Genomic DNA, 21,436 nt, shown 5'->3' with positions numbered 1-21,436 from the left:
GTCAGGGGGTTCCTTCCGACGTGGGGGCCGCCACGGGTGCGGAGAGGTCCTGCGCCTCGGGGAGTCCTTCCACGTCGACGCCCCGGACCTGGGAGAGTTCGTGCTTGAGGGCGGCGAGCTCGGTGCCGCCGGCCATGTGGTTGGTCAGCTCCTCCAGGCCGACCTCGCTGCGGGCGGCGGACAGCTCCAGGGTGCCCAGGCGCAGCACGTTGAACTGGTCACCGACCATGTAGGCGTGGTGGGGGTTGTGGGTGATGAAGATGACGCCGAGGCCGCGGTCGCGGGCGGCGGCGATGTACTTCAGGACCACGCCGGACTGCTTGACACCGAGGGCGGCGGTCGGCTCGTCCAGGATGAGCACCCGGGCGCCGAAGTAGACGGCGCGGGCGATGGCCACGCACTGGCGCTGGCCGCCGGACAGGGTGCCGATGGGCTGTTCCAGGTCGTCCAGGACGATGCCCATGTTGCGCAGCTCCTGGTCGGCCGTCTTCTTCATGCGGCCGATGTCGAGGCGGCGGACCGGCCAGGGGCCCTTGGTCATCTCGGACCCGAGGAAGAAGTTGCGCCACACCGGCATCAGCGGGACGGTCGCGAGATCCTGGTAGACGGTGGCGATACCGCGGTCGAGGGCCTCGCGCGGGGTGCTGAAGCGCACCGGCTGCCCGTCCACGAGGAACTCGCCCTCGGTGTGCTGGTGCAGCCCCGAGATGATTTTGATGAGGGTGGACTTGCCTGCGCCGTTGTCGCCGAGGACGCAGGTCACCCGGCCGGGGAAGACGTTCAGGTCCACGCCGTGCAGGGCGCGGATGTTGCCGTAGGACTTGCCGGCCGCGCGCAGTTCGACGAGGGGCGTGTCCTTCTCGGGCACGGTGTCCGCGAGGATCGCGCCGTGTGTTCCGCTGCTGGTCATGTCACCTCACCTCCTCGTCGCGGTGCGCTGCACGTACAGGTTGATCAGGACCGCGCCGAGGAGCATCACCCCGAGGAACGCCTTGAACCAGTCCGGGTTCCAGCCGGCGTACACGATGCCCTGGTTGACCATGCCGAACATGAACGCGCCGAAGACCGGGCCGATCGCGGAGCCGTAGCCGCCGGTGAGCAGGCAGCCGCCGATGACGGCCGCGGCGATGTAGATCAGCTCCTGACCGACGCCCTCGCCGGACTGCACGGTGTTGAAGGAGAACAGGTTGTGCATGCCGACGAACCAGGCGCCGAAGCCGACGGTCATGAACAGCGTGATCTTCGTGAAGTTCACGGGCACGCCGACGGCCCGGGCGCTGTCCTTGTTTCCACCGACGGCGAAGATCCAGTTGCCGTACTTGGTGCGCAGCAGCACCCAGGTGGCCAGTGCGGCGAAGACCAGCCACCACACCACCGTGATCTTCACCTGGACACCGCCGACGTCGAAGGAGGAGGCGAAGACCTTTCTCGCCTGGCCGAAGCCGTCCATGTCGCTGATGTCGTCGGTGGCGACGTTGCCGGTGACGAGTTTGGTCACCGCGAGGTTGACGCCCTGGAGGATCAGGAAGGTGCCGAGGGTGACCAGGAAGCTGGGCAGCCCCGTTCTCACCACCATCCAGCCGTTGAAGGCGCCGATGCCGAGGGAGACGATCAGGGCGACGGCCACGCCGGTCCACACGTTCATGCTCAGCTGGAAACTCAGCATGCTCGCGGTGAGGGCCGAGGTGATCACCGCGACGCCGGCCGACAGGTCGAACTCGCCGCCGATCATCAGCAGCGCCACCGGCAGCGCCATGATGCCGATGGTCGACGACTGGTAGAGCACCGTGGCCATCGAACTGCCCTGGCGGACGGTCGGGGCCGCGATGAGGAAGAAGATCAGGACGGCCACGGCGCCGAGGAAGACGCCGACCTCGGGCCGCGCGAGCAGCCGGAACACCAGGGAGCGCTGCCGGGTGCGGCCGTCGGAGCCCCTGGGGCCGGGGGCCGGCGGTGTCCCCACCGCCGGCGCAGCCTGCTGGGTCATACCGATCACCGGGTGCCCTTCGCGGCGAAGTTCGCGACCTGGTCGACGTTGGACTTGTCGACGAAGGCCGGACCGGTGAGCACCGGCTGCTCGCCACCGCCGCTGTAGTTGCCGTTGTTCTTGTAGAGCCACAGGGAGTCGACCGCCAGGTAGCCCTGGAGGTAGGGCTGCTGGTCGACGGCGAACTGGATGGTGCCGTTCTTGATGGCCTTGGTGAGGTCCTTGTTGAGGTCGAAGGTGGCGACCTTGGCCTTGCTGCCGGCGTCGCCGACCGACTGCACCGCGGTCAGCGCGAAGGGCGCGCCGAGGGTGACGACGTAGTCGATGCCGGTGTCCTGCTTGAGCTTGGCGGTGATCGTCGACTTCACGGACGGCATGTCGGTACCGTTGACATAGAGGTTCTGCACGGAGCCGGAGAAGGTCTTCTTGACACCGTCGCAGCGCTGCGTCAGGCCGATGTTGCCCTGCTCCTGGATGACGCACACGGCGTTCTTGGCGCCCACCTCGTTGAGCTTCTTGCCGAAGGCCTCGCCGGCGACGGTCTCGTCCTGCCCGAAGAACTCCAGCAGGCCGAGCTTCTTCCAGTCGCTGACACCGGAGTTGAGGCCCACGACGGGTATGCCGGCGCTCTTGGCCTTGGCGACGGCGCCCTTCATGGCGTCCGGCTTGGCGAGGGTGACGGCGATGCCGTCGACCTTCTGGTCGATCCCGTTCTGCACCAGGTTGGCCTGGTTGCCGGCGTTGGGGTCGGCGGAGTAGATGAGCTTGATGTTGTCCTTGGCGGCCGCGGCCTCGGCGCCCTTGCGGACGATGTCCCAGAAGGTGTCGCCGGGCGACTGGTGGGTCACCAGGGCGACCGTCATCCGCGGGGTGTTGGCCTTGCCGGCGGAGGCCGCGGCCCCTCCTTCCTCGGACTTCTTGCCGCCGGAACTGCTGGAGCAGCCCGCGAGGGCCAGGGCCGCCGCCGCGGCCAGGGCCACGACCGGGGCGAGTCTGCGGGAGTGAGAAGAGCGGTCCATCTTTCCTGCACCTCACTGTGCGACGTGTGCGACGGGGGAAGACGTGTGCGACGGGGAAGGGAGGGGATCGAGAGCCGTGTCCCACGGCTGTTGCGCTGGGACGGGATACAAGTCGCTGCGGCGTCCGCTGTCAATACTTTGTTAAGACATCATTTCACGAGCAGGTCCGAATGTAAGTACAAAGCATTGACAGCGTCGGCTTCGGCCACCTACACCTGGGAGGCGGCAGGCCCGCCGGTACGTGGTCGATCCCTACCCCAGGGGCGCGGGCGTAGCCCTGACGCGGAAACGGAGCGACGTCTTGACTCTCAGCATCCCCGACCTCGCCGCAGTTCGCGCGCGGCACCCGGAGGCCGTCGCCGAGGCCGCCGCCCGCCGCGTCCGGCGGCCGCTGCTGAACGGCTCCGGGCGGCTGATGATCGTCGCCGCCGACCACCCGGCCCGCGGTGCGCTCGCCGTCGGCGACCGGCACCTGGCCATGGCCAACCGGGCCGAACTGCTGGAGCGGCTGTGTACGGCGCTGACCCGGCCCGGGGTCGACGGGGTGCTCGCCACCGCCGACATCCTGGAGGACCTGCTGCTGCTCGGCGTGCTGGACGGCAAGGTTGTGATGGGCTCGATGAACCGCGGGGGGCTCGCTGGCGCCGCCTTCGAGATGGACGACCGGTTCACCGGGCACCGCGCCGCCGACCTCGCCCGGCTGCGCTTCGACGCGGGCAAGCTGCTGCTGCGCATCGACTACGACGACCCCGGCTCGCTCACCACGCTGGAAGCCACCGCCCGCACCATCGACGAGATGGCGGCCCTGCGGCTGCCGGTGTTCGTCGAGCCGTTCCTCACGCGCCGCGTGGCCGGCCGGGTCCGCAACGACCTGTCCGCGCCGGCCGTCACCCGCTCCATCGCCATCGCCTCCGGCCTCGGCGGCACCTCCGCGTACACCTGGCTCAAGCTGCCCGTCACCGACGACCCCGACGACATGGGCGAGGTGCTGCAGGCCTCGACCCTGCCCGCCGTGCTGCTCGGCGGTGACGTCGGGGACGACCAGGACGCCGCTTACGAACGCTGGCGCAAGGCGCTCGGACTGCCCACCGTCCACGGCCTGGTCGTGGGCCGCTCGCTGCTCTACCCGGCCGCGGGCAGTGTGGAGGAGGCGGTCGACACGGCCGTCGGACTGCTGTGAGGCCCCGCCGGGGAAGGTCTGCTGTACGGGCGTGCCGTCAGAGGTCCGCTGTACGGCGCGTGCTGTGAAACGGAGGAGTTCATGACGTACCACCTGCCCGCGGGCAAGGCGGCCGCCGGGCCCTACGCCGTCGACATCGGTCCCAAGGAGGCCGGCTGGGGGTACTCCGCCCTGCGGGTGCTGGAGCTTCCCGCCGCCGGATCGCACACCTTCGACACCGGTGACAGCGAGTGGATCGTGCTGCCGCTCGGCGGCTCCTGCACGGTCGCCGTGGCCGACGACTTCGGTCACCACACCTTCGAGCTGGCGGGCCGGGCGGACGTCTTCAGCGGGGTCAGCGACTTCGCCTACGCCCCGCGTGACGCCCGCGCCACCGTGACCTCCGCCGCCGGCGGCCGCTTCGCGCTGACCGGCGCCCGCTGCGCCCGCCGGCTGCCCGCCCGCTACGGGCCCGCCGCCTCCGTACCGGTCGAGCTGCGCGGCAGCGGGAACTGCTCGCGCCAGGTCAACAACTTCGCGGCGGCCGGCGTCTTCGACTGCGACAAGCTCATCGCGGTCGAGGTACTCACGCCCGGCGGCAACTGGTCCTCCTTCCCACCGCACAAGCACGACGAGCACCGTCCGGGCGAGGAGTCGGTGCTGGAGGAGATCTACTACTTCGAGTTCGCCGCCCACGCCGCCACACCCGGCCTCGGCTACCAGCGGGTCTCGCCCTCCGGGCGGGGCCGCAGAACGGACGTGCTGGCCGAGGTCCGCGACGGCGACGTCGTCCTCATCCCCGACGGCTGGCACGGGCCGTCCATGGCGGTGCCGGGCCACCACATGTACTACCTCAACGTCATGGCGGGCCCCGAGGCCGAGCGGTCCTGGCTGATCTGCGACCACCCCGACCACGCCTGGATCCGCGACACCTGGCCCGCACAGCCCGTCGACCCCCGACTGCCCCTCTACACCGCCCCGGAGACGTCCCGATGAGCGCCCGCACCCTCCGTCTGACCACCGCCCAGGCCCTGGTGCGGTTCCTCGCCGCCCAGTACACCGAACGCGACGGCGTGCGCCGCAGGCTGATCGCCGGCACCTGGGGGATCTTCGGTCACGGCAACGTCGCAGGGATCGGCCAGGCACTCGTCGAGTACGCGGACGTCATGCCGTACCACCAGGGCCGCAACGAGCAGGCCATGGTGCACGCGGCCGTCGGCCGGGCCCGCCATCTGAACCGGCTGTCCGCCATGGCGGTGACGACGTCGATCGGCCCGGGCGCCACCAATCTGGTCACCGGCGCCGCCCTGGCCACCATCAACCGCCTGCCGGTCCTGCTGCTGCCCGGCGACTACTTCGCCGCGCACCCCGCCGACCCACTGCTCCAGCAGCTGGAACACCCGGTGGAGGCGGATGTGTCGGTGAACGACGCTCTGCGACCGGTCTCCCGCTACTTCGACCGGATCACCCGCCCCGAAGCCCTCCTGGTGAGCGCGCTGCAGGCCGCGCGGGTGCTGACCGACCCGGCCGAGACCGGGGCCGTGACGCTGGCCCTGCCGCAGGACGTGCAGGCGGAGGCGTACGACTGGCCGGTGGAGTTCTTCGCCGAGCGCGTGTGGTTCGTACGGCGGCCTGCGCCGGACCCCGTCGAACTCACCGAGGCCGTCCGGGAGATCCGGGCCGCGTCCCGCCCACTGATCGTCGCGGGCGGCGGCGTCCACCACAGCGAGGCCGAGGAGGCGCTGCGCGCGCTGGTGGACGCCACCGGCATCCCGGTCGCCTCCACACAGGCCGGCAAGGGCTCGCTGCGTTACGACCACCCGGCCGACGTGGGCGGCATCGGCCACACCGGCACGGCCGTGTGCGACGACCTCGCCCGCACCGCCGACCTGGTGATCGGCGTCGGCACCCGCTACTCGGACTTCACCACCGCCTCCGGGACCCTCTTCCGCGATCCCGGCGTGCGGTTCGTGAACCTCAACATCACCGCCTTCGACGCGCACAAGCTCGCGGCGCGCACGCTGGTCTGCGACGCGCGCAGCGGTCTGGAGCGGCTGACGGCGGCGCTCGCCGGGCACCGCGTCGACGCGGCGTACGAGGCGGAGTACCGGGAGGGCAAAGAACGCTGGGAGCGGGTCGTGGACGGCGCGTTCCGCGCGGCGGACGACAGCGCAGTGCCGACGCAGACGCAGGTGCTCGGCGCCCTGGACGGCGTCGTCGGCGACACGGACGTGGTGATCAACGCGGCCGGTTCGCTCCCCGGCGACCTGCACAAGCTGTGGCGGGCGCGCAGCCCGCGCCAGTACCACCTGGAGTACGGCTACTCCTGCATGGGCTACGAGATCCCGGCCTCGATCGGTGTGCAGCAGGCCGCGCCGGACACGGTGGTGTGGGCGCTGGTGGGCGACGGGACGTATCTGATGATGCCGACGGAGATCGTCACCGCCGTCCAGGAGGGGCTGCCGGTCAAGCTGGTGCTGATCCAGAACCACGGCTACGCCTCCATCGGCGGTCTGTCGGAGGAGACCGGCGGCGAACGCTTCGGCACCGCCTACCGCCACCGGGCCGCCGACGGCACGTTCACCGGGCCGCCGCTGCCGGTCGACCTCGCGGCGAACGCGGCCAGCCTCGGCATGGAGGTGCTGCGCGCCAAGACGGTGGCCGAGCTGCGCGAGGCGCTGGCCGCCGCACGCTCCGCGGACCGGCCGACCTGCGTGTACGTCGAGACGAACCCGGCGCCGACCGCGCCCGGCGCCGAGGCCTGGTGGGACGTGCCGGTCGCCGAGGTGGCGGGCCGTGATGCCGCGGTCGCCGCCCGCGCGCGCTACGAGCAGCGGGTGGCGGACCGCCGCCGCCACCTGTGAGGGGGGAGCCATGACGCCGTCCCGCACCGCGGGGCCTGGCACGGACGCGGTGGACTTCGCCCTGGACCGGGCCAGTCCGGTTCCGCTCTACCACCAGCTGGCCCAGCAGCTGGAGGCGGCCATCGGCCGCGGCGTGCTGGTCCCGGGCAGCCTGCTCGGCAACGAGGTCGGCCTGTCCACCCGGCTCGGCCTGTCCCGCCCGACGGTCCGCCAGGCGATCCAGTCCCTCGTCGACAAGGGCCTGCTGGTGCGGCGCCGCGGGGTGGGCACCCAGGTGGTGCACCGCCAGGTCCGGCGCCCGCTGGAACTCAGCAGCCTGTACGACGACCTGGAGGCGGCCGGGCAGGGACCGTCGACGCGGGTCGTGCGCCACGAGCGGGGGCCGGCGAGCGCGGAGGTGGCCGCCGCGCTGGGGATCGGCGAGGGCGAGGAGGTGATCGTGCTGGAGCGGCTGCGGCTCACGCACGGCAGGCCGGTGGCCCTGCTGTGCAACCACCTGCCGGCGGCACTGCTCGATCTCGACACGGCCCGGCTCGAGACGACGGGCCTGTACCGGCTGATGCGCGCGGCCGGCATCACCCTGCACAGCGCCCGGCAACGCGTCGGCGCCCGCTGCGCGACGGCCGAGGAGGCGTCCCGTCTGGACGAGCAGCAGGACGCCGCGCTCCTCACCATGCAGCGCACGGCCTACGACGATACGGGCCGCGCGGTGGAACACGGCACCCACATCTACCGCGCGTCGCGCTACTCGTTCGACTTCCAGTTGCTGGTACGGACCTAGGGGAGCCGTGGCGGCCCGGGAGGGGGCCAGTGCTGGCCAGGCGGGGCACTTGACGGGGCGCCGCAGGCGGAGCAGAGTCGGGTATACGTCGTAAACGTACACCATGTCGTGCGCGAAGGAGCCCAGGTCCATGAGCGCACCGTCCACGATCCTGGTCACCGGCGGGGCCGGTTTCCTCGGCAGCCATACCTGCGTCGACCTGCTCGATCACGGCTACGAAGTGATCGTGGTCGACAACCGGTCCCCCGCCCTGAGGCAGGTCCTGGCCCGCGTCGAGCAGCTCGCGGGCCGGTTCGTCGGCGCCGTGTACGAGCTGGACATCCGCGACCGCCGCGCGCTGTCGGCGGTGTTCGCCCGGCACCCGATCGACGCGGTGGTGCACTTCGCCGCCCTGACCTCGGCCCGGACCTCGCTGACCAGGCCGGTGGAGTACTACGACGCCAACCTCGGCGGCACCACCACGCTGCTGCGCTCGATGCACGAACACGGGGTGCGCCACCTGGTGTTCTCCTCCACCTGTGCCCTCTACGCGCCCACCGAGCAGGGCACGCACACCGAGAGCGACCCGATCCGCCCGGAGGACCCCTTCGCGGCCTCCAAGTGGGCCTGCGAACAACTTCTCGCCGACGTCTGCCTGCGCCGGCCGGAGTACACGGTGGTGTGCCTGCGCCACTTCACACCGGCCGGGGCACATCCGAGCGGGCTGCTGGGCGGGGGCGGTCCCGGCACGCACGACTCCCTGCTGCCGTCGGTGGCCCAGGTCGCCGCGGGCCGGCGCCGGCGAGTACGGGTGTACGGCGGTGACTACCCCACGTCAGACGGCACGGCGGTCCGCGACTACATGCACGTGCTGGACACCGTCGAGGCGCACCGGCTGGCGCTGAACCATCTCGCCGACGCGCCGGGGCTGCACGTGTACAACCTGGGCAGCGGACGGGGCGTCTCGGTGCTCGAGGTCGTCGCCGCGTTCTCCCGGGTGTGCGGGCGTGCGCTGCCGTACGAGGTGGTCCCGCCCCGGCCCGGTGACGCGGCGCGGCGGGTCGCGGACGCCGGGGCGATCGGCCGGGCCTGGGACTGGAGCCCGAGTCGCGGCCTGGACGACGTGTGCCGTGACGCCTGGCGCTACCAGCGGCTCCGGCAGGTCGGTTACGGCGACTTCGTCCGCCCTTCCGGGCCCGGGGAAGAGTGAGCACCGGCGCCGCGGACTCGGCCTGGGGCCGGCGCCGAAGATGCGCCTCGGAGCCTGGCGTGCCTAGGATCGGTATTCAGATGCTTTCTCGAGGTTGACGCTTTGACCGCAGCTCGGTGTCCTCCGCGTTGGGAGGCGCTTGCCAGTGCTGCCGACCCGCCGGCTGCCGGCCGCTTATCTCGCGACCATCCTGGCCGCCGCCTGCGTCTACCTGCTCGTCCCCGCCCTGCGGACCCCGCTGTGGGCGCTGATCGGGCTGGGTGGTGTGCTGGCCGTCCTCGCCGGAGTCCGGCGCAACCGGCCCGCCGTGCGCTGGCCGTGGCTGGCGCTCGCGGCCGGGCTGCTGGCCTTCGCGGCCGGCGACACGTACTACAACGCCTCGGAGCAGTACTTCCACGCCTCCAACCCGTTCCCCTCCCCCGCCGACGCCTGCTATCTCGCCGTCTACCCGCTGCTGGCTGCGGGGCTGTTCGGGCTGGTCCGGCACCGCTGGGTGGGCCGCGACCTGCCGAGCCTGCTCGACTCGATGATCGTCACCGCGGGGGTCGCCGTGCCGGTCTGGGTGTACCTGGTGCAGCCGCTGGCCGGCCAGGATCAGCTGACCTGGCAGCAACGGGCGATCAGCGTCGCCTACCCGCTAGGGGACCTGCTGGTCCTCGGAATGCTGGCCCGGCTGCTCGTGCCGAGGGGCGTCCCCAACCGGGCGGTGCAGCTGCTGGTGCTGGGCACCGTCACCCTGCTGTGCTTCGACATCACTTACGGCTTCCTCCAGCTCAACGGCACCTGGCAGGCGGGCACGGCCCTGGACTCGGGATGGGTCATCTTCTACACGGCCTGGGGCCTGGCCGGGCTGCACCCCTCCATGGCCGAGCTCACCGCCGCAGAGCCTCCGCCGCAGTCGCTGCTCCTGCGGTGGCACCGTCTGGTCCTGCTCACCGCCGCCACGCTGATCGCCCCGGCTCTGCTCCTGGTGGAGGAGCGGATGGGCCGGGTGCACGACGCGACGGCACTGGCCGTCTTCTCGACGCTGATGTTCCTGCTGGTGATCTTCCGGCTCACGGTCATGGTCGTCGCCCACCGCAAGGCTCTGGCCCGGGAGCAGACCCTGCGCACGGCGACCGTCACGCTGGTGGCCGCCATGACCCCGCAGGAGATCGCGGCGGCGTGCACGCGGGCGGTCGGCAGCCTGTTCGGGCCTGAGACACCGCACCGCTCGCTGCTGCTCACCACGCAGCAGGCCGCGGAGCTGTACGCCTCCCTCGACGGCCCGCGCGCCCGCGCCGGTCGGACCGAGCCGTCGCAGCGCTCGCTCGCCGTGCCCGTGGAACGGCTCGACCCACGGTTCGCCACCCGGCTCAACGGGCTGCCCCGTGCGCTGGTGTGCCCGACGGCGGCGCCCGGCGCCGCCGAAGGCCCCGAGCCGGCGGGCGCGCTGGTGGCGGCCGGTCCGGAGCGACGGCTGAATGAGGTGCGCGGTTCCCTGGAGATCCTCGCCTCGCACGCGGGCCTCGCCATGGAGCGCGTGAGGCTGCGGCAGGAGATCGTGCGCAAGGAGAGCGAGGCGTACTTCCGGACGCTGGTGCGCAACACCTCGGACGTCATCCTCATCGTCGACGAGGACACCACCGTGCGGTACGCCAGCCCCTCGGCCCGGGCGGTGTTCGGCCGCAGCGAGCTGGCCGGGACGGCGCTGCGGGACCTGGTGACGCCCGGCGACCGGGACGGGGTGGACCGCACCCTGGGGTTGCTGGGCAGGTACGGGCGCCACGAAGCGCACGACCACTGGTGGGTGCTGCGCGGTGACGGCCGCGTCGAGGTGGAGGTGCGCTGCAGCGACCTCCGGCAGGACACCACCGTGGGCGGCGTGGTGGTCACCCTGCGGGACGTGACGCAACAGCGGCAGCTGGAGGAGGAGCTGACCCAGCGGGCCTTCCACGACCCGCTGACGGGTCTGCCCAACCGCACGCTGCTGCTGGAGCGGACCGCCCGCGCCCTGCTGCGCGGCCGCCGGGAGTCCACGCTGACCTGCGTGCTCTTCCTGGACCTCGACGACTTCAAGACCGTCAACGACACCCTGGGGCACTCCACCGGCGACCGGCTGCTGAAGGCCGTGGGCGAGCGGCTGGCGCACACCCTGCGGCGTACCGACACGGCGGCTCGGCTCGGCGGGGACGAGTTCGCGGTGCTGATGGAGGACGCCCGGCAGCCGCTGGACGCCGAGCTGCTCGCCGCCCAGCTGATCCAGGCCTTCAGCCGCCCCTTCCATCTGGGCGACGAGGCGGTCACCGCCTCCGCCAGCGTGGGCTTGGCCACCGCGCTCGACAGCTCCGACGCCGAGGAACTGCTGGCCCTGGCCGACATGGCGCTCTATGCGGCCAAGGCGGCAGGTAAACGCCAATGGCGCCGCTTTCTCCCCCAGCTGCGGGTGCAGGTGGCGCAGCGGCACGATCTGCTCGCCCATCTCGACGACGCGATCGCACAGGAACGTTTCTCGCTGTGCTACCAGCCCGTCGTCGACCTCGCGGAGTCGCTGCCGCCGGTGGTCGGTTTCGAGGCGCTGGTCCGCTGGCCGCACGCGCCGGGCGGCCTGGTACCGCCCGACCAGTTCATCCCGCTCGCCGAGGAGACCGGCCAGATAGCGCCGCTGGGCGCCTGGGTGCTGCGCAGCGCCGTCTCCGACATCGCCCGGCTGCAGCGCCGCGTCCGGCCCGCCGCGCCGCCGTACGTCAGCGTCAACGTCTCCAGCCGGCAGTGGCGCGACCCCGGGTTCGTGGGGGCGGTGAGCCAGGCGCTGGACACGGCGGCTCTCGACGCGCGCTCCCTGCAGCTGGAGCTCACCGAGTCCGTGCTGATGCAGCGGGACGAGCAGATCGACTCCGCGATCGGCGGGGTAAGGGGCCTCGGGGTGCGCATCGCGGTGGACGACTTCGGCACCGGGTTCTCCTCGCTGCGTTATCTGCGGGAGTTCCCCCTCGACGTACTGAAGATAGACAAGACGTTCATCGACGACCTGCCGCGCGACCCACGGCAGGTGGCGCTCGTCGAGGGGATCGTCCGGATCGCCGACACCCTCGGCCTGACAGTGATCGCGGAGGGCATCGAGCAGCAGGCACAGCGGGAGCTGCTGGCCGACATGGGCTGCCGGTTCGGGCAGGGCTACCTGTTCGCGCCCCCGATGCCGCTGGACGAGGGGGAGGCCTTGCTGCGGCGGACGGCGCCCGTGATCACGGCACGGCGCCCGGGCCCGGCCGAGGGCGCCCGGGCGGCACGGGCGGGTCTCGCAGCGGCCGCCGGGGAGACCTCTCAGGTCCCGGCGCCCCCGGCGAGCACGCCTGCGACGACCGCCTCCCCGGGCAGCGGGACAACCCTCGAGAGGGGACACCGCACCATGGACGGAACGCCCGCCCACCTGGCGCCGGTCCGGCGCGACCCCCGCTGGGCGGACCTCGATCATCTGCGCCACACGAGTCGGATGAGTGACGCCGTACTGGACGAGGTGCGCGGCCGGCACATCCGCTGCGGCGAACACTGGCTGATCGATTTCGCGTCCTGCAACTACCTCGGCTTCGACCAGGATCCGGACATCATCGAGGCGATCGGCCCGACCGTGCGGGACTGGGGCACCCACCCGAGCTGGTCGCGTCTGCTGGGCAGCCCCCGGCTGTACCCGGACATCGAGGAGCGGCTCACCGCGCTGCTCGGCGCCGAGGACACCCTGCTGCTGCCGACGGCCACCCTCATCCACCACGCGGTGATCCCGCTCCTGGCCGAGCAGGGGGATGTGTTCGTGGAGGCCACCGCCCACCGCACGGTGTACGAGGGGTGCGTGTCGGCCCGCGGTCAGGGTGCGAGACTGCACCGGTTCCACGCGGACCGGCCGGAGCAACTGGACGCGCTGCTGCGGGACGCGCCGTCCGGCACCCCGCGCCTGGTGTGCATGGACGGCGTGAACAGCATGAGCGGCAACGTGTTCGATCTGCCGGTGCTCGCCGGGATCTGCCGGGGGCGCGGCGCCACGCTGTACATCGACGACACGCACGGCTTCGGTGTCATCGGCGAGCGCTCGCCGACCGAGCCGTGCCCGTACGGCTCGCGCGGCAACGGCGTGGTCCGGCACACCGGTACGTCCTACGACGGGATCGTGCTGGTGGGCGGGTTCTCCAAGGCGTACTCGTCGCTGCTGGCCTTCCTGGCGCTGCCGAGCGCGCTGAAGGACCATCTGAAGATCGCGGCCGCCCCCTACCTGTTCTCCGGCCCCTCCCCCACCGCCTCGCTGGCGACCGCCCTGGCCGGTCTGGAGGTCAACGAGCGCCGTGGGGACGCCATCCGCGCCGATCTGCACCGCAAGACGGTACGGGTGCTCGACCTGGTGCACGCGCTGGACCTGGACACGCCGTGCGAGGGCGAGCTGCCCATCGTGGAGATCCCGCTGGCGGACGCGGCCGAACTGGAGGCGGTCGCCGACTTCCTGTGGGACCACGGCGTCTACGTGACTCTCGCGGCGTATCCGCTGGTGCCGCGCCAGCAGGTCGGCTTCCGTGTCCAGGTCACGGCGCTGAACTCCGACGACGACATCGACCGGCTCGGCGAGGCGCTGACCGGGCTGGACGCGCGGGGCGCACTGCGGCACCGCGGCTGAGGCGGCGCCGATGTCGATCCGCAACGACGACGTGAACTGGGACGGCTGGCCCGTCGAGGACTACCTCACCGAGAACTACCGCCAACTGCATCCGTGTGACGCCGCGGTCATCGCCCACCACGCCGCGTACTACCGAACCCTGCCCGCCGGGGGCCTGGCCCGCACGGTGGAGTTCGGTGCCGGTCCGAACCTCTACCCGCTGCTGCTGGCCTCCGCGGTCAGCGCCGGGATCGACGCGGTCGAGGCGGGCGCCGCCAACGTCGCCTATCTGCGGCGGCAGTTGGCCACCGGTCCGGACGACAGCTGGCGCCCCTTCCACTCGCTGTGCCGGCAGCTCGACCCGCGGATCGCGGCGTCGCCGCCGGCCGCGCTGGCCCGGGTGCGGGTGGTGCACGGTGATGTGCGGGCGCTGCCGCCCGGGACGTACGAACTGGCGTCGATGCACTTCGTGGCGGAGGGGGCGAGTGAGGCCTTCGACGAGTTCGCCGCCTTCTGCGGGCACTTCGTGCGCTGTGTGGTGCCCGGCGGGCACCTGGTGGCAGCCTTCATGGAGAACCTGCCCACCTACCGCATCGGGGCCACCTCGCGCTGGCCGGGCTGCCCGGTGGACCCCGAGCGCGTCACCAGGGTGTTCGCACCGCTGACCGAGGAGCTGGACGTCACACGGATCGACGCCGATCCGACGCTGCCGGAGTACGGGGATACCGGGATGGTGCTGCTGACAGGGCGAACGCGGTCTCGACCAGCGCGAGGTGGCTGACGGCCATGGGGGCGTTGCCCAGGTGGCGGCCGGCGGCCGGGTCCCACTGCTCGGCGAGCAGTCCCACGTCGTTGCGGACGGCGAGGACACGCTCGAACGTCTCACGCGCCTTGAGGACATGGCCGGTCGCGGCGAGGGTGTCGGCATGCCACAAGGAGCAGGAGACGAAAGCTCCTTCACGACCGGCCATGCCGTCCACGGGGTGCACCCCTTCGTCGCCGGGTGCGTAGCGGTGCAGGAAGCCGTCCTCCTCGAGGGCCCCCAGGGCACGGACCGTGCTGCGGACACGCGGATCCTGCGCGGGCAGGAAGCCGAGCCGGGGCATGAGCAGGGCGGTGGCGTCCAGGGCGGTGGAACCGTAGGACTGCACGAAGGAGCCCTGTCGCGGGTCCCAGCCGTCCCGGCAGACCTGCCGGTGCACCTCCTGCCGCATGGCCCACCACTGCGCGGAGGAGCCGTTGCGGCCCAGCAGCTTTCCCATGCGCACAGCCCGGTCGGCGGCCACCCAGGCCATGACCTTGGAGTGCACGAAGTGGCGGCGCGGCCCGCGCACCTGCCACACGCCCTGGTCGGGCTCGCGCCAGTGCCGCAGCAGGTAGCCCATCAGCGCGTCGACCAGCTCCCACACATGGGCCGGCATCGCAATCCCCACCCGCAGGGACTGGTAGAGAGTGTCCAGCACCTCGCCGTAGACGTCGAGCTGGAACGATCCGTCGGCACAGTTCCCGAACCTGACGGGCTGCGAGCCCTCGTAGCCGCTCAGCCAGGGCGCCTCGGTCTCCCGCAGCAGCCGCTGGCCGCCCACGCCGTAGACGGATTGCAGGTCGGCGGGGTCGCTGGCGACGGTGCGCACCAGCCAGTCCAGCCAGGCCACCGCCTCCTCCCGGTAACCGCTGCGCAGCAGGCAGGACAGGGTCAGCGTGGAGTCGCGCAGCCAGCAGTAGCGCTGGTCCCAGTTGCGCCCGCCGCCGATACAGCCGGGCAGCGAGGTGGTGGGGGCGGCGACGACGCCACCGGTGGGGGCGTAGGTGAGGGCCTTCAGCGTGATCAGGGAGCGCACCACGGCGTCCCGCCAGGGGCCCTGGTAGCGGCAGCGGCCGGCCCAGCCGCGCCAGTAGTCGGTGGTCTCCTTCAGCAGGGTCTCGGCGGGAACGGCGAGCGACCGCGGCGGCTCGGTGTGATGCGAGGGCTCCCACGCCAGGACGAGGGCGATCCGCCGGCCGGCGGGGACGGTGAACTCGGCAACGGTGGCGTGCTCGTCGCCTGACAGCCGCCCGTCGCCGTCGATGCGCAGCCACACCGCGTCCGGCCCCGCGACGGCGACGGTGCAGCCGTCGATGCCGTGCACCCAGGGCACCACCCGGCCCTGGTGGAAGCGCAGCCGCAGCTCGCTGCGCAGGGACACCTCGCCCGCCACGCCCTCCACCATCCGCACCAGGCAGGGCAGCGGCGAGCCGGTCGGCATGAAGTCCGTGACCCGCGCGACGCCGGTCGCGGTGCGCCACCAGGTGTCCAGCACCAGCGTGTCGGGCCGGTAGGAGCGCCCCGCGCAGGTGCCGGCACCGGTGGCCGGGGCGAGGCGCCAGAAGCCGTTGTCGGGTGTCCCCACCAGGGCGGCGAGGCACGCCGGCGAGTCGAAACGGGGCAGACAGAGCCAGTCGACGGAGCCGTCGCGGCCGACCATGGCCGCGGTGCCCATGTCTCCGAGCAGGGCGTAGTCCTCGATGGACGTCATGGTGTCCTGCCTCCCACCGCCCCGTCCTGGGCGAGGTATGGCTCCTCCGTGCGGCCGGCCCACCACCGGGCCACCACGTGCTCGGCCCGCTTGCCCTGGGCGGAGCAGTCCAGTGACCGGACGCGGTCCGTCGGGGCCGGCAGCTGTGCCCAGACCCACCAGTGGACGCCCGCCCACCAGGGCAGGCCGGTGAAGGTGCGCAGCAACGCCTCGTAGCCGGCGGCCTGTTCCGCCATGTCGGGGGCGACCGGGCCGGTCGGCGCGCCGCGCACGCCGGCGTATCCGGCCTCCGCGAACAGCACCGAACGGCCGGTGCGGGCGGCGAACTCCCCGAGCGCGCCGCAGACGGGACGCCAGGCCTCGATGAACGCCTGCGCGTCCCGGCGCGGCCCGGTGGGCAGCGGCCAGCGGGCGTCCACAGCGATCAGATCGACCGCGTCCCAGAAGGCGACATCCTCGTAGTCCTTCAGGCGCGCCGCGTAGAGCAGCGAGCCGCCGTAGACGACGCGTGTGCGCTCGACGAGCGCGAGCCAGCGCGCGCGGTCGTCCACCGTGCCGGCGAGTTCGGTGCCCACGGTGAACGCGTCGGCGCCGTAGCGGGCCGCGAGGCGCGCATAGTGCGCGATGAACTCCGCGTAGGCGGCGAACCAGCGAGCGGGCAGGGCGGGGCGGATGGTGCCGCGGTACGCGGCGTCGTCGAGGTCGAGGTGGGGTTTGAGCAGAGCGTTCAGGCCGTGCGCATGCGCCAGGCGGATCATCCGCGCGACCCCTGCGTCCGTAGGGGTGATGCGGCTGGGGCGGATGATGTCCGAGGTGGCGGCGGGCTGGTACCACGTGGGAGTGAGCTGGACCCAGTTGGCGCCCGACCGTGCGATCCGGCGCAGGTGCTCGGCGGCGCGGGGGTCGTCGTAGCCGTCGCGGGCGTAGCTGGGCAGGGCGAAACCGCGATGCCGTGGCAGGGGCCCGGGTGCCGGGACGACCTCCCCGTCGACGTGTCCGTGACGGAAGGGAAGCTGCATGTCGGTCACCTCGCTGCCCTCGCCGGTTCGCGGGGACCACCGTATCCGTATCGTGTACGTTTACGACGTATACAGACAGGATGGCCCCGACCCCACGTAAGGTCAAGTCACGAAGGAGGGCGGTCCATGGCGAAGAACCCCGACACCACCCCGGCGCGGCGCGCCAGCGACCGGGGCCGTTACGGCCGGCTGAGCCGGGAGCGGGTGCTGGCCAGCGCGCTGGAGCTGGTCGACCGCGAGGGCCTTGGCGCCCTGAGCATGCGGCGGCTGGGCGCGGAACTCGGCGTCGAGGCGATGGCCCTGTACCGCTATGCGGAGGGCAAGGAAGCCCTGCTGGACGGCCTGGTCGAGGCGATGCACCTGGAGTTGCAGGCACGCCTGGACGCCGAAGGTCCGGCCACGGACGACACGCCCGACTGGCGCGCGGACCTGCACCGCTTCGCCGGGACGCTGTACGACGTCTGCCTGGCCCACCCGCACGCGGTGCCGCTGCTGACGACCCGGCTGCTGGCCGTGCCGATGGCCCGCAGGCCGCTGCCGGTGCTCCGCAGCCATGAGCGTGTGCTCGCCCTGCTGGAGAAGGCCGGCCTGGACGAGGCCGGGACCGCCGCCGCGTTCCAGGCCTGCCTCGCCTGGCTGCTCGGCTATGTCTCGGTCGAGCTGCATCCCATGGTGGACAACCCCGACGAGCCCGACCCGGCCTTCCGGCTGGGCCTGCACCGCCTGCCGTCGCAGGAACTGCCCACCCTGCGCCGCACCGCGCCGGCACTCGCCGAACGGGGCGGGACGAAGGGACTGGCGGCCGGCCTGGACGCGCTCCTGGACCGCTTCACGGACAGCGGGCCGACCGCGCCCTGAGACCGGCGCGACGGCCGCGCACCCACGCCGGGCCCGTCACCAGAGCTTGTCGATCCTGCCCGGGTGCAGCGCGATACGGCTGTTCCGAAAGGCCGGTTCCGCCGCGCGGCTGCCGTGGGTGAAGAAGCAGGCCATGGTCACCTTGTCGAAGGCCGACCAGTCACTGGGGAAGGGCGACTCGGCCGTCCCGCCGACCAGGACGGCGCCGGGCAGCCGCCGCCAGCCGGCGCTCTCGTAGAACGCCTGGAGCGGACGGTCGCAGGTGAACAGGCCCACCTCCAGGCCCTGCCCGGCCATCGCCTCCCGCGCGGTGCTCACCAGGCGCCTGCCGTGGCCCCGGCCGCGCGCCTCGGGCCGCGTGACCACCGTGCTCAGCCCGCCGACCGCCCAGCGCCGCCCGGCATGGGGGATCTCCTTGGTCAGCACGTCCAGGGCCGCCAGTACCGTGTCGCCGGCCACGAGCAGCATGGACACCGGCCGCAGCGCGGGGTCGTGGACCGGCGCGAGCGACACGGCCGACGCTTCGTCAGAGGACGGCCAGGCGTCCTCCTGCAGTGCCCGTACCTGCCGCCGCAGGCCGGTCGGGACGGCCTCCTCGGGGTAGGTCAGAACCGTCGCTTGCGCGGGGGCGGGGATCACCGCGCTCCTTCCGTCGGGGCCACCGTTCAGGGTAACGGCATCCGCGATCACGCCGTGCGGGACCGATCCCCTGGGGGACGGTCCCCACGGCGAGCCGTCCGCCGCCCGTCGACGGAGCGTCGTCACGTCCCGGACGGCGCGCCCTTCCGCGCGGTGAGCACGGTGTGGATCAGCCGGTCCCCGGCGCGGGCCGTGCTGTCGTCCGCGTCGAGCGCCGGGGTCAGCTCGGCGATGTCGCACAGCGCCGGCTTGCCGCTTCCGGCGACCCGGGTGCAGATCCGTTCCACGACCTCCATCGCGACCCTGCCGGTGGCCTCGGTGTCCTTCGGGTCACCGGACAGGGCGGCCCAGCGCAACGGACCGAGGCCCTCCTCGAACAGCGGACGGATGCGGGCCGGGACGAAGCCTGGGAAGGCGAAGACGCGCTCGCAGCCGGCCTTGCGGACCTCGTCGCCCGCGAGGGGATCGTCCGGTCACCGAGGTGGGCGTACGGCTGCCCGTCCACCCCGCTGGGTGGCGTGGCGTGGCGGGATGATCCCCGGCGCCCTCCGCGCCAGGACACGCGAAAGGCCGTTCCGGATCACTCCGAAACGGCCTTCACCTACGACTTCGCAAAGTCGGGACGACAGGATTTGAACCTGCGACCCCTTGACCCCCAGTCAAGTGCGCTACCAAGCTGCGCCACGTCCCGGCCGCGCCGATACGCGGGTGTCCCGCGTGATCGCGCGAACAGCACTTTACCCCACACCGGGGGCTGGGCCGAAGGGGGCACGGCCGGCACGGGACAATCGAGGCATGGCAGGCACCGCGGACACGGACGGCACGGCATCCGGCGACGGCACCTCACCGCCGCGCCCCGGCGACGGGGCCTCTCCCCCGCGCCAGGGCGACGGCGCCCGGGACCGGGACGGCGAGGGGCGGGCGCGCAACGCGCGACCCCGGGACGGGCTGGGCCGGCCCCTGCCGTACGGCGCCCCGGGCGTGGACCGGCAGCCGGAGGGGGTGGTGCGCACCCCGCAGGAGTCCGTGACCGAGGCGCAGGCGCTGCTGGACGAGGGCAAGCCGTTCCACGCGCACGAGGTGTTCGAGGACGCGTGGAAGTCGGGGCCGCAGCGGGAGCGGACGCTGTGGCGGGGGCTCGCGCAGCTCGCGGTGGGCCTCACGCACGCGGCGCGCGGGAACGCCACCGGCGGGGCGCGGTTGCTGCGGCGCGGGGCGGGCGCCGTCGAGGAGTGGGCGGCGGACACCGGTGAGGACCGGCCGCACGGCATGGACCTGGGCTCTCTCGCCGTCTGGGCGCGGGAGCTGGCCGCCGAGGTGGAGGCCGGCGGCGGGCCCGTGGACGCCCGGGAGCGGGCGCCCCGGCTGCGCTGACCGGCGGGCGGTGCGGTCACTGTCAGTGGCGTACGGCAGACTCGGGGCGTGCGAAAGATTCATGTCATCGGGATCGGTGCCGGCGATCCCGACCAGCTGACCCTGCAGGCGGTCAAGGCGCTGCGCGCCACGGACGTGTTCTTCGTCCTCGACAAGGGCGAGGTGAAGAGCGACCTGGTCCAGCTGCGCCGGGACATGCTCGAGGCGCACGTACCCGAGGGCGGCTACCGCGTGGTGGAGGCGCGTGACCCCGAGCGGGACCGCCGCGCGGGCGGCGCCGCGTACTCCCCGGCCGTCGGGGACTGGCGCAGCGCCCGCGCCGGCATCTACGAGCGACTGATCGCCGAGGAGCTGGGCGAGGAGGAGACCGGCGCGTTCCTGGTGTGGGGCGACCCGGCGCTCTACGACAGCACGATCGCGATCCTGGACGAGGTGCTCGAGCGGGGCGCGGTCGCCTTCGGCTACGACGTCGTGCCCGGCATCAGCAGCGTCTCCTCGCTCGTGGCCCGGCACCGCACGGGGCTGAACCGGGTCGCGCGGCCGGTGCAGATCACCACCGGGCGGCGGCTGGCGGAAGGCTTCCCGGACGGCGTGGACGACGTGGTCGTGATGCTGGACGCGCACCAGGCCTTCCGGCAGTACGCCGACCAGGACATCGACATCTACTGGGGCGCCTACCTCGGCACCCCGGACGAGATTCTCGCCTCCGGTCCGATCGCCGAGGCCGCGCCGCGCATCGAGCGGCTGCGGGCCGAGGCACGCGAGCGCAAGGGGTGGATCATGGACACGTATCTGCTGCGCCGCAACCCGAAGGACGCCTGACGCACCCGCCGGGGCCACCGGGCATGCGGGGGCGGTCCGCCGGTTGATCGTGACCTCGTGACAGCCGCCGAGGACATGGCACCGCCGGCCGCGCAGCCACCGGTGCTGCGCGTACGCCGCCGGAACATCGTCTTCGTGACGATCATGCTGGGCGTGCTGCTCGAGGCCCTCGACCGGACCATCGTGGGCTACGGCGCTGCCGACGATCGTCTCGGACCTGGGCGGCGCCGAGCATGGTCAAGTCGCCGTCCCGGCCGGTGATCGACTATGCGGGCATCGCGCTCGTCGCCGTCGGCGCGTCCGGACTGATCCTGGCGACCAGCTGGGGCGGCAACGAGTACGCGTGGGGCTCCGGCGTCGTCATCGGCCTGTTTCGCCGGCGGCGCGCTCGCCCTCGCCCTGTTCTGTCTGGTCGAGACGCGGGCCGCGGAACCGATGCTTTTGATGCGGCTGTTCGCCGACCCGGTGTTCACGGGTCGGCGCCCGGGCGACGGCGGCCGGGGGCGCCGCGCCGGTACGGGCGGCCGCCGCGATGCGGCCCGCATCCGCAGCGGGCGGTGGCGTGCCTTCGCATCGGCCAAGTGCCGCAGG

Annotated in this window: 16 protein-coding genes, 1 tRNA gene and 2 pseudogenes; 11 read left to right on the top strand and 8 right to left on the bottom strand. The window is 72.6% G+C overall.

Going from position 1 to position 21,436, the window contains the following annotated elements:
- Position 1: 1 nt before the first annotated feature.
- Genes ACF1GV_RS11580 through ACF1GV_RS11570 form a run of 3 tightly spaced genes read right to left on the bottom strand, consistent with a single transcriptional unit; the run spans position 2 to position 3,006 of the window.
- Complete coding sequence (locus ACF1GV_RS11580) at positions 2–910, bottom strand: ATP-binding cassette domain-containing protein (RefSeq protein ID WP_391678721.1); 909 nt, start codon at positions 908–910, stop codon at positions 2–4.
- Between the two features lie 6 nt (positions 911–916).
- The gene (locus tag ACF1GV_RS11575) at positions 917–1,993 is read right to left on the bottom strand and encodes an ABC transporter permease (protein WP_391679596.1); all 1,077 of its coding nucleotides are present in this window, start codon (positions 1,991–1,993) and stop codon (positions 917–919) included.
- A complete protein-coding gene (locus tag ACF1GV_RS11570; RefSeq protein WP_391678723.1) occupies positions 1,993–3,006 on the bottom strand; it encodes a sugar ABC transporter substrate-binding protein in 1,014 nt (337 codons plus the stop codon). Before ACF1GV_RS11570 ends, ACF1GV_RS11575 begins: the two co-directional genes overlap by 1 nt.
- A 301-nt stretch (positions 3,007–3,307) precedes the next feature.
- Between ACF1GV_RS11570 and ACF1GV_RS11565 the strand changes: the two genes are divergently transcribed.
- The 7 genes from ACF1GV_RS11565 to ACF1GV_RS11535 all read left to right on the top strand — a co-directional run bounded on the left by ACF1GV_RS11565 (position 3,308) and on the right by ACF1GV_RS11535 (position 14,398).
- Positions 3,308–4,186 (top strand): deoxyribose-phosphate aldolase, encoded by an 879-nt coding sequence (locus ACF1GV_RS11565; protein ID WP_391678726.1) that lies wholly within the window; start codon positions 3,308–3,310, stop codon positions 4,184–4,186.
- An 81-nt stretch (positions 4,187–4,267) separates the two neighbouring features.
- On the top strand, positions 4,268–5,161 hold the full coding sequence (gene iolB / locus ACF1GV_RS11560; protein WP_391678728.1) for a 5-deoxy-glucuronate isomerase: 894 nt from the start codon (positions 4,268–4,270) through the stop codon (positions 5,159–5,161).
- Positions 5,158–7,029 (top strand): 3D-(3,5/4)-trihydroxycyclohexane-1,2-dione acylhydrolase (decyclizing), encoded by a 1,872-nt coding sequence (gene iolD / locus ACF1GV_RS11555; RefSeq protein ID WP_391678731.1) that lies wholly within the window; start codon positions 5,158–5,160, stop codon positions 7,027–7,029. Before iolB ends, iolD begins: the two co-directional genes overlap by 4 nt.
- Before the next feature lie 10 nt (positions 7,030–7,039).
- Positions 7,040–7,810, top strand: coding sequence for a GntR family transcriptional regulator (locus ACF1GV_RS11550; RefSeq protein WP_391678734.1), 771 nt, complete (start codon positions 7,040–7,042; stop codon positions 7,808–7,810).
- Positions 7,811–7,940: 130 nt separating this feature from the next.
- Positions 7,941–8,999 (top strand): UDP-glucose 4-epimerase GalE, encoded by a 1,059-nt coding sequence (gene galE / locus ACF1GV_RS11545; protein WP_391678737.1) that lies wholly within the window; start codon positions 7,941–7,943, stop codon positions 8,997–8,999.
- A gap of 145 nt (positions 9,000–9,144) precedes the next feature.
- Complete coding sequence (locus ACF1GV_RS11540) at positions 9,145–13,638, top strand: aminotransferase class I/II-fold pyridoxal phosphate-dependent enzyme (RefSeq protein WP_391679598.1); 4,494 nt, start codon at positions 9,145–9,147, stop codon at positions 13,636–13,638.
- A 10-nt stretch (positions 13,639–13,648) separates the two neighbouring features.
- The gene (locus ACF1GV_RS11535) at positions 13,649–14,398 is read left to right on the top strand and encodes a class I SAM-dependent methyltransferase (RefSeq protein WP_391678740.1); all 750 of its coding nucleotides are present in this window, start codon (positions 13,649–13,651) and stop codon (positions 14,396–14,398) included.
- Here the strand turns inward: ACF1GV_RS11535 and ACF1GV_RS11530 are convergent.
- Both ACF1GV_RS11530 and ACF1GV_RS11525 read right to left on the bottom strand, forming a co-directional pair.
- Complete coding sequence (locus tag ACF1GV_RS11530) at positions 14,298–16,133, bottom strand: glycoside hydrolase family 15 protein (RefSeq protein ID WP_391678743.1); 1,836 nt, start codon at positions 16,131–16,133, stop codon at positions 14,298–14,300. The genes ACF1GV_RS11535 and ACF1GV_RS11530 overlap by 101 nt on opposite strands.
- Positions 16,130–17,152, bottom strand: coding sequence for a glycoside hydrolase family 113 (locus tag ACF1GV_RS11525; protein WP_391678746.1), 1,023 nt, complete (start codon positions 17,150–17,152; stop codon positions 16,130–16,132). The genes ACF1GV_RS11530 and ACF1GV_RS11525 overlap by 4 nt, the downstream gene beginning before the upstream one ends.
- 126 nt (positions 17,153–17,278) lie before the next feature.
- Here ACF1GV_RS11525 and ACF1GV_RS11520 point away from each other — a divergent pair, with 126 nt between their 5' ends.
- Positions 17,279–18,010, top strand: a complete 732-nt coding sequence (locus ACF1GV_RS11520; protein ID WP_391678749.1) for a TetR/AcrR family transcriptional regulator — start codon at positions 17,279–17,281, stop codon at positions 18,008–18,010.
- Between the two features lie 36 nt (positions 18,011–18,046).
- On the opposite strand, the gene ACF1GV_RS11515 is transcribed toward ACF1GV_RS11520, so the two are convergent.
- From ACF1GV_RS11515 to ACF1GV_RS11505, 3 genes and pseudogenes are all read right to left on the bottom strand, one after another.
- On the bottom strand, positions 18,047–18,649 hold the full coding sequence (locus ACF1GV_RS11515; protein ID WP_391678752.1) for a GNAT family N-acetyltransferase: 603 nt from the start codon (positions 18,647–18,649) through the stop codon (positions 18,047–18,049).
- Positions 18,650–18,936: 287 nt separating this feature from the next.
- Positions 18,937–19,101, bottom strand: a pseudogene (locus ACF1GV_RS11510) (hypothetical protein); the annotation flags it as partial.
- A 165-nt stretch (positions 19,102–19,266) separates the two neighbouring features.
- Positions 19,267–19,340: transfer RNA gene (locus tag ACF1GV_RS11505), tRNA-Pro, on the bottom strand.
- Between the two features lie 104 nt (positions 19,341–19,444).
- Here ACF1GV_RS11505 and ACF1GV_RS11500 point away from each other — a divergent pair.
- From ACF1GV_RS11500 to ACF1GV_RS11490, 3 genes and pseudogenes are all read left to right on the top strand, one after another.
- Positions 19,445–20,023, top strand: coding sequence for a DUF309 domain-containing protein (locus ACF1GV_RS11500; protein ID WP_391678755.1), 579 nt, complete (start codon positions 19,445–19,447; stop codon positions 20,021–20,023).
- 48 nt (positions 20,024–20,071) lie between these two features.
- Positions 20,072–20,845: a precorrin-6A synthase (deacetylating) gene (cobF, locus tag ACF1GV_RS11495; protein ID WP_391678757.1), complete on the top strand. Its 774-nt coding sequence runs from the start codon at positions 20,072–20,074 to the stop codon at positions 20,843–20,845.
- A 57-nt stretch (positions 20,846–20,902) separates the two neighbouring features.
- Positions 20,903–21,319: pseudogene (locus ACF1GV_RS11490) on the top strand (hypothetical protein); the annotation flags it as partial.
- Positions 21,320–21,436: the final 117 nt, after the last annotated feature.

This window comes from Streptomyces sp. NPDC014006 (assembly GCF_043088925.1).
Taxonomy (GTDB): domain Bacteria; phylum Actinomycetota; class Actinomycetes; order Streptomycetales; family Streptomycetaceae; genus Streptomyces.
Note: the sequence above shows the minus strand (reverse complement) of the source record. Positions and strands in the feature narration are given on the sequence as shown.

Coding starts and splice junctions, on each gene's coding strand:
- ACF1GV_RS11580 (WP_391678721.1), bottom strand. CDS start 910: ATGACCAGCAGCGGAACACACGGCGCGATCCTCGCGGACACCGTGCCC.
- ACF1GV_RS11570 (WP_391678723.1), bottom strand. CDS start 3,006: ATGGACCGCTCTTCTCACTCCCGCAGACTCGCCCCGGTCGTGGCCCTG.
- iolB (WP_391678728.1), top strand. CDS start 4,268: ATGACGTACCACCTGCCCGCGGGCAAGGCGGCCGCCGGGCCCTACGCC.
- iolD (WP_391678731.1), top strand. CDS start 5,158: ATGAGCGCCCGCACCCTCCGTCTGACCACCGCCCAGGCCCTGGTGCGG.
- ACF1GV_RS11550 (WP_391678734.1), top strand. CDS start 7,040: ATGACGCCGTCCCGCACCGCGGGGCCTGGCACGGACGCGGTGGACTTC.
- galE (WP_391678737.1), top strand. CDS start 7,941: ATGAGCGCACCGTCCACGATCCTGGTCACCGGCGGGGCCGGTTTCCTC.
- ACF1GV_RS11535 (WP_391678740.1), top strand. CDS start 13,649: ATGTCGATCCGCAACGACGACGTGAACTGGGACGGCTGGCCCGTCGAG.
- ACF1GV_RS11530 (WP_391678743.1), bottom strand. CDS start 16,133: ATGACGTCCATCGAGGACTACGCCCTGCTCGGAGACATGGGCACCGCG.
- ACF1GV_RS11525 (WP_391678746.1), bottom strand. CDS start 17,152: ATGCAGCTTCCCTTCCGTCACGGACACGTCGACGGGGAGGTCGTCCCG.
- ACF1GV_RS11520 (WP_391678749.1), top strand. CDS start 17,279: ATGGCGAAGAACCCCGACACCACCCCGGCGCGGCGCGCCAGCGACCGG.
- ACF1GV_RS11500 (WP_391678755.1), top strand. CDS start 19,445: ATGGCAGGCACCGCGGACACGGACGGCACGGCATCCGGCGACGGCACC.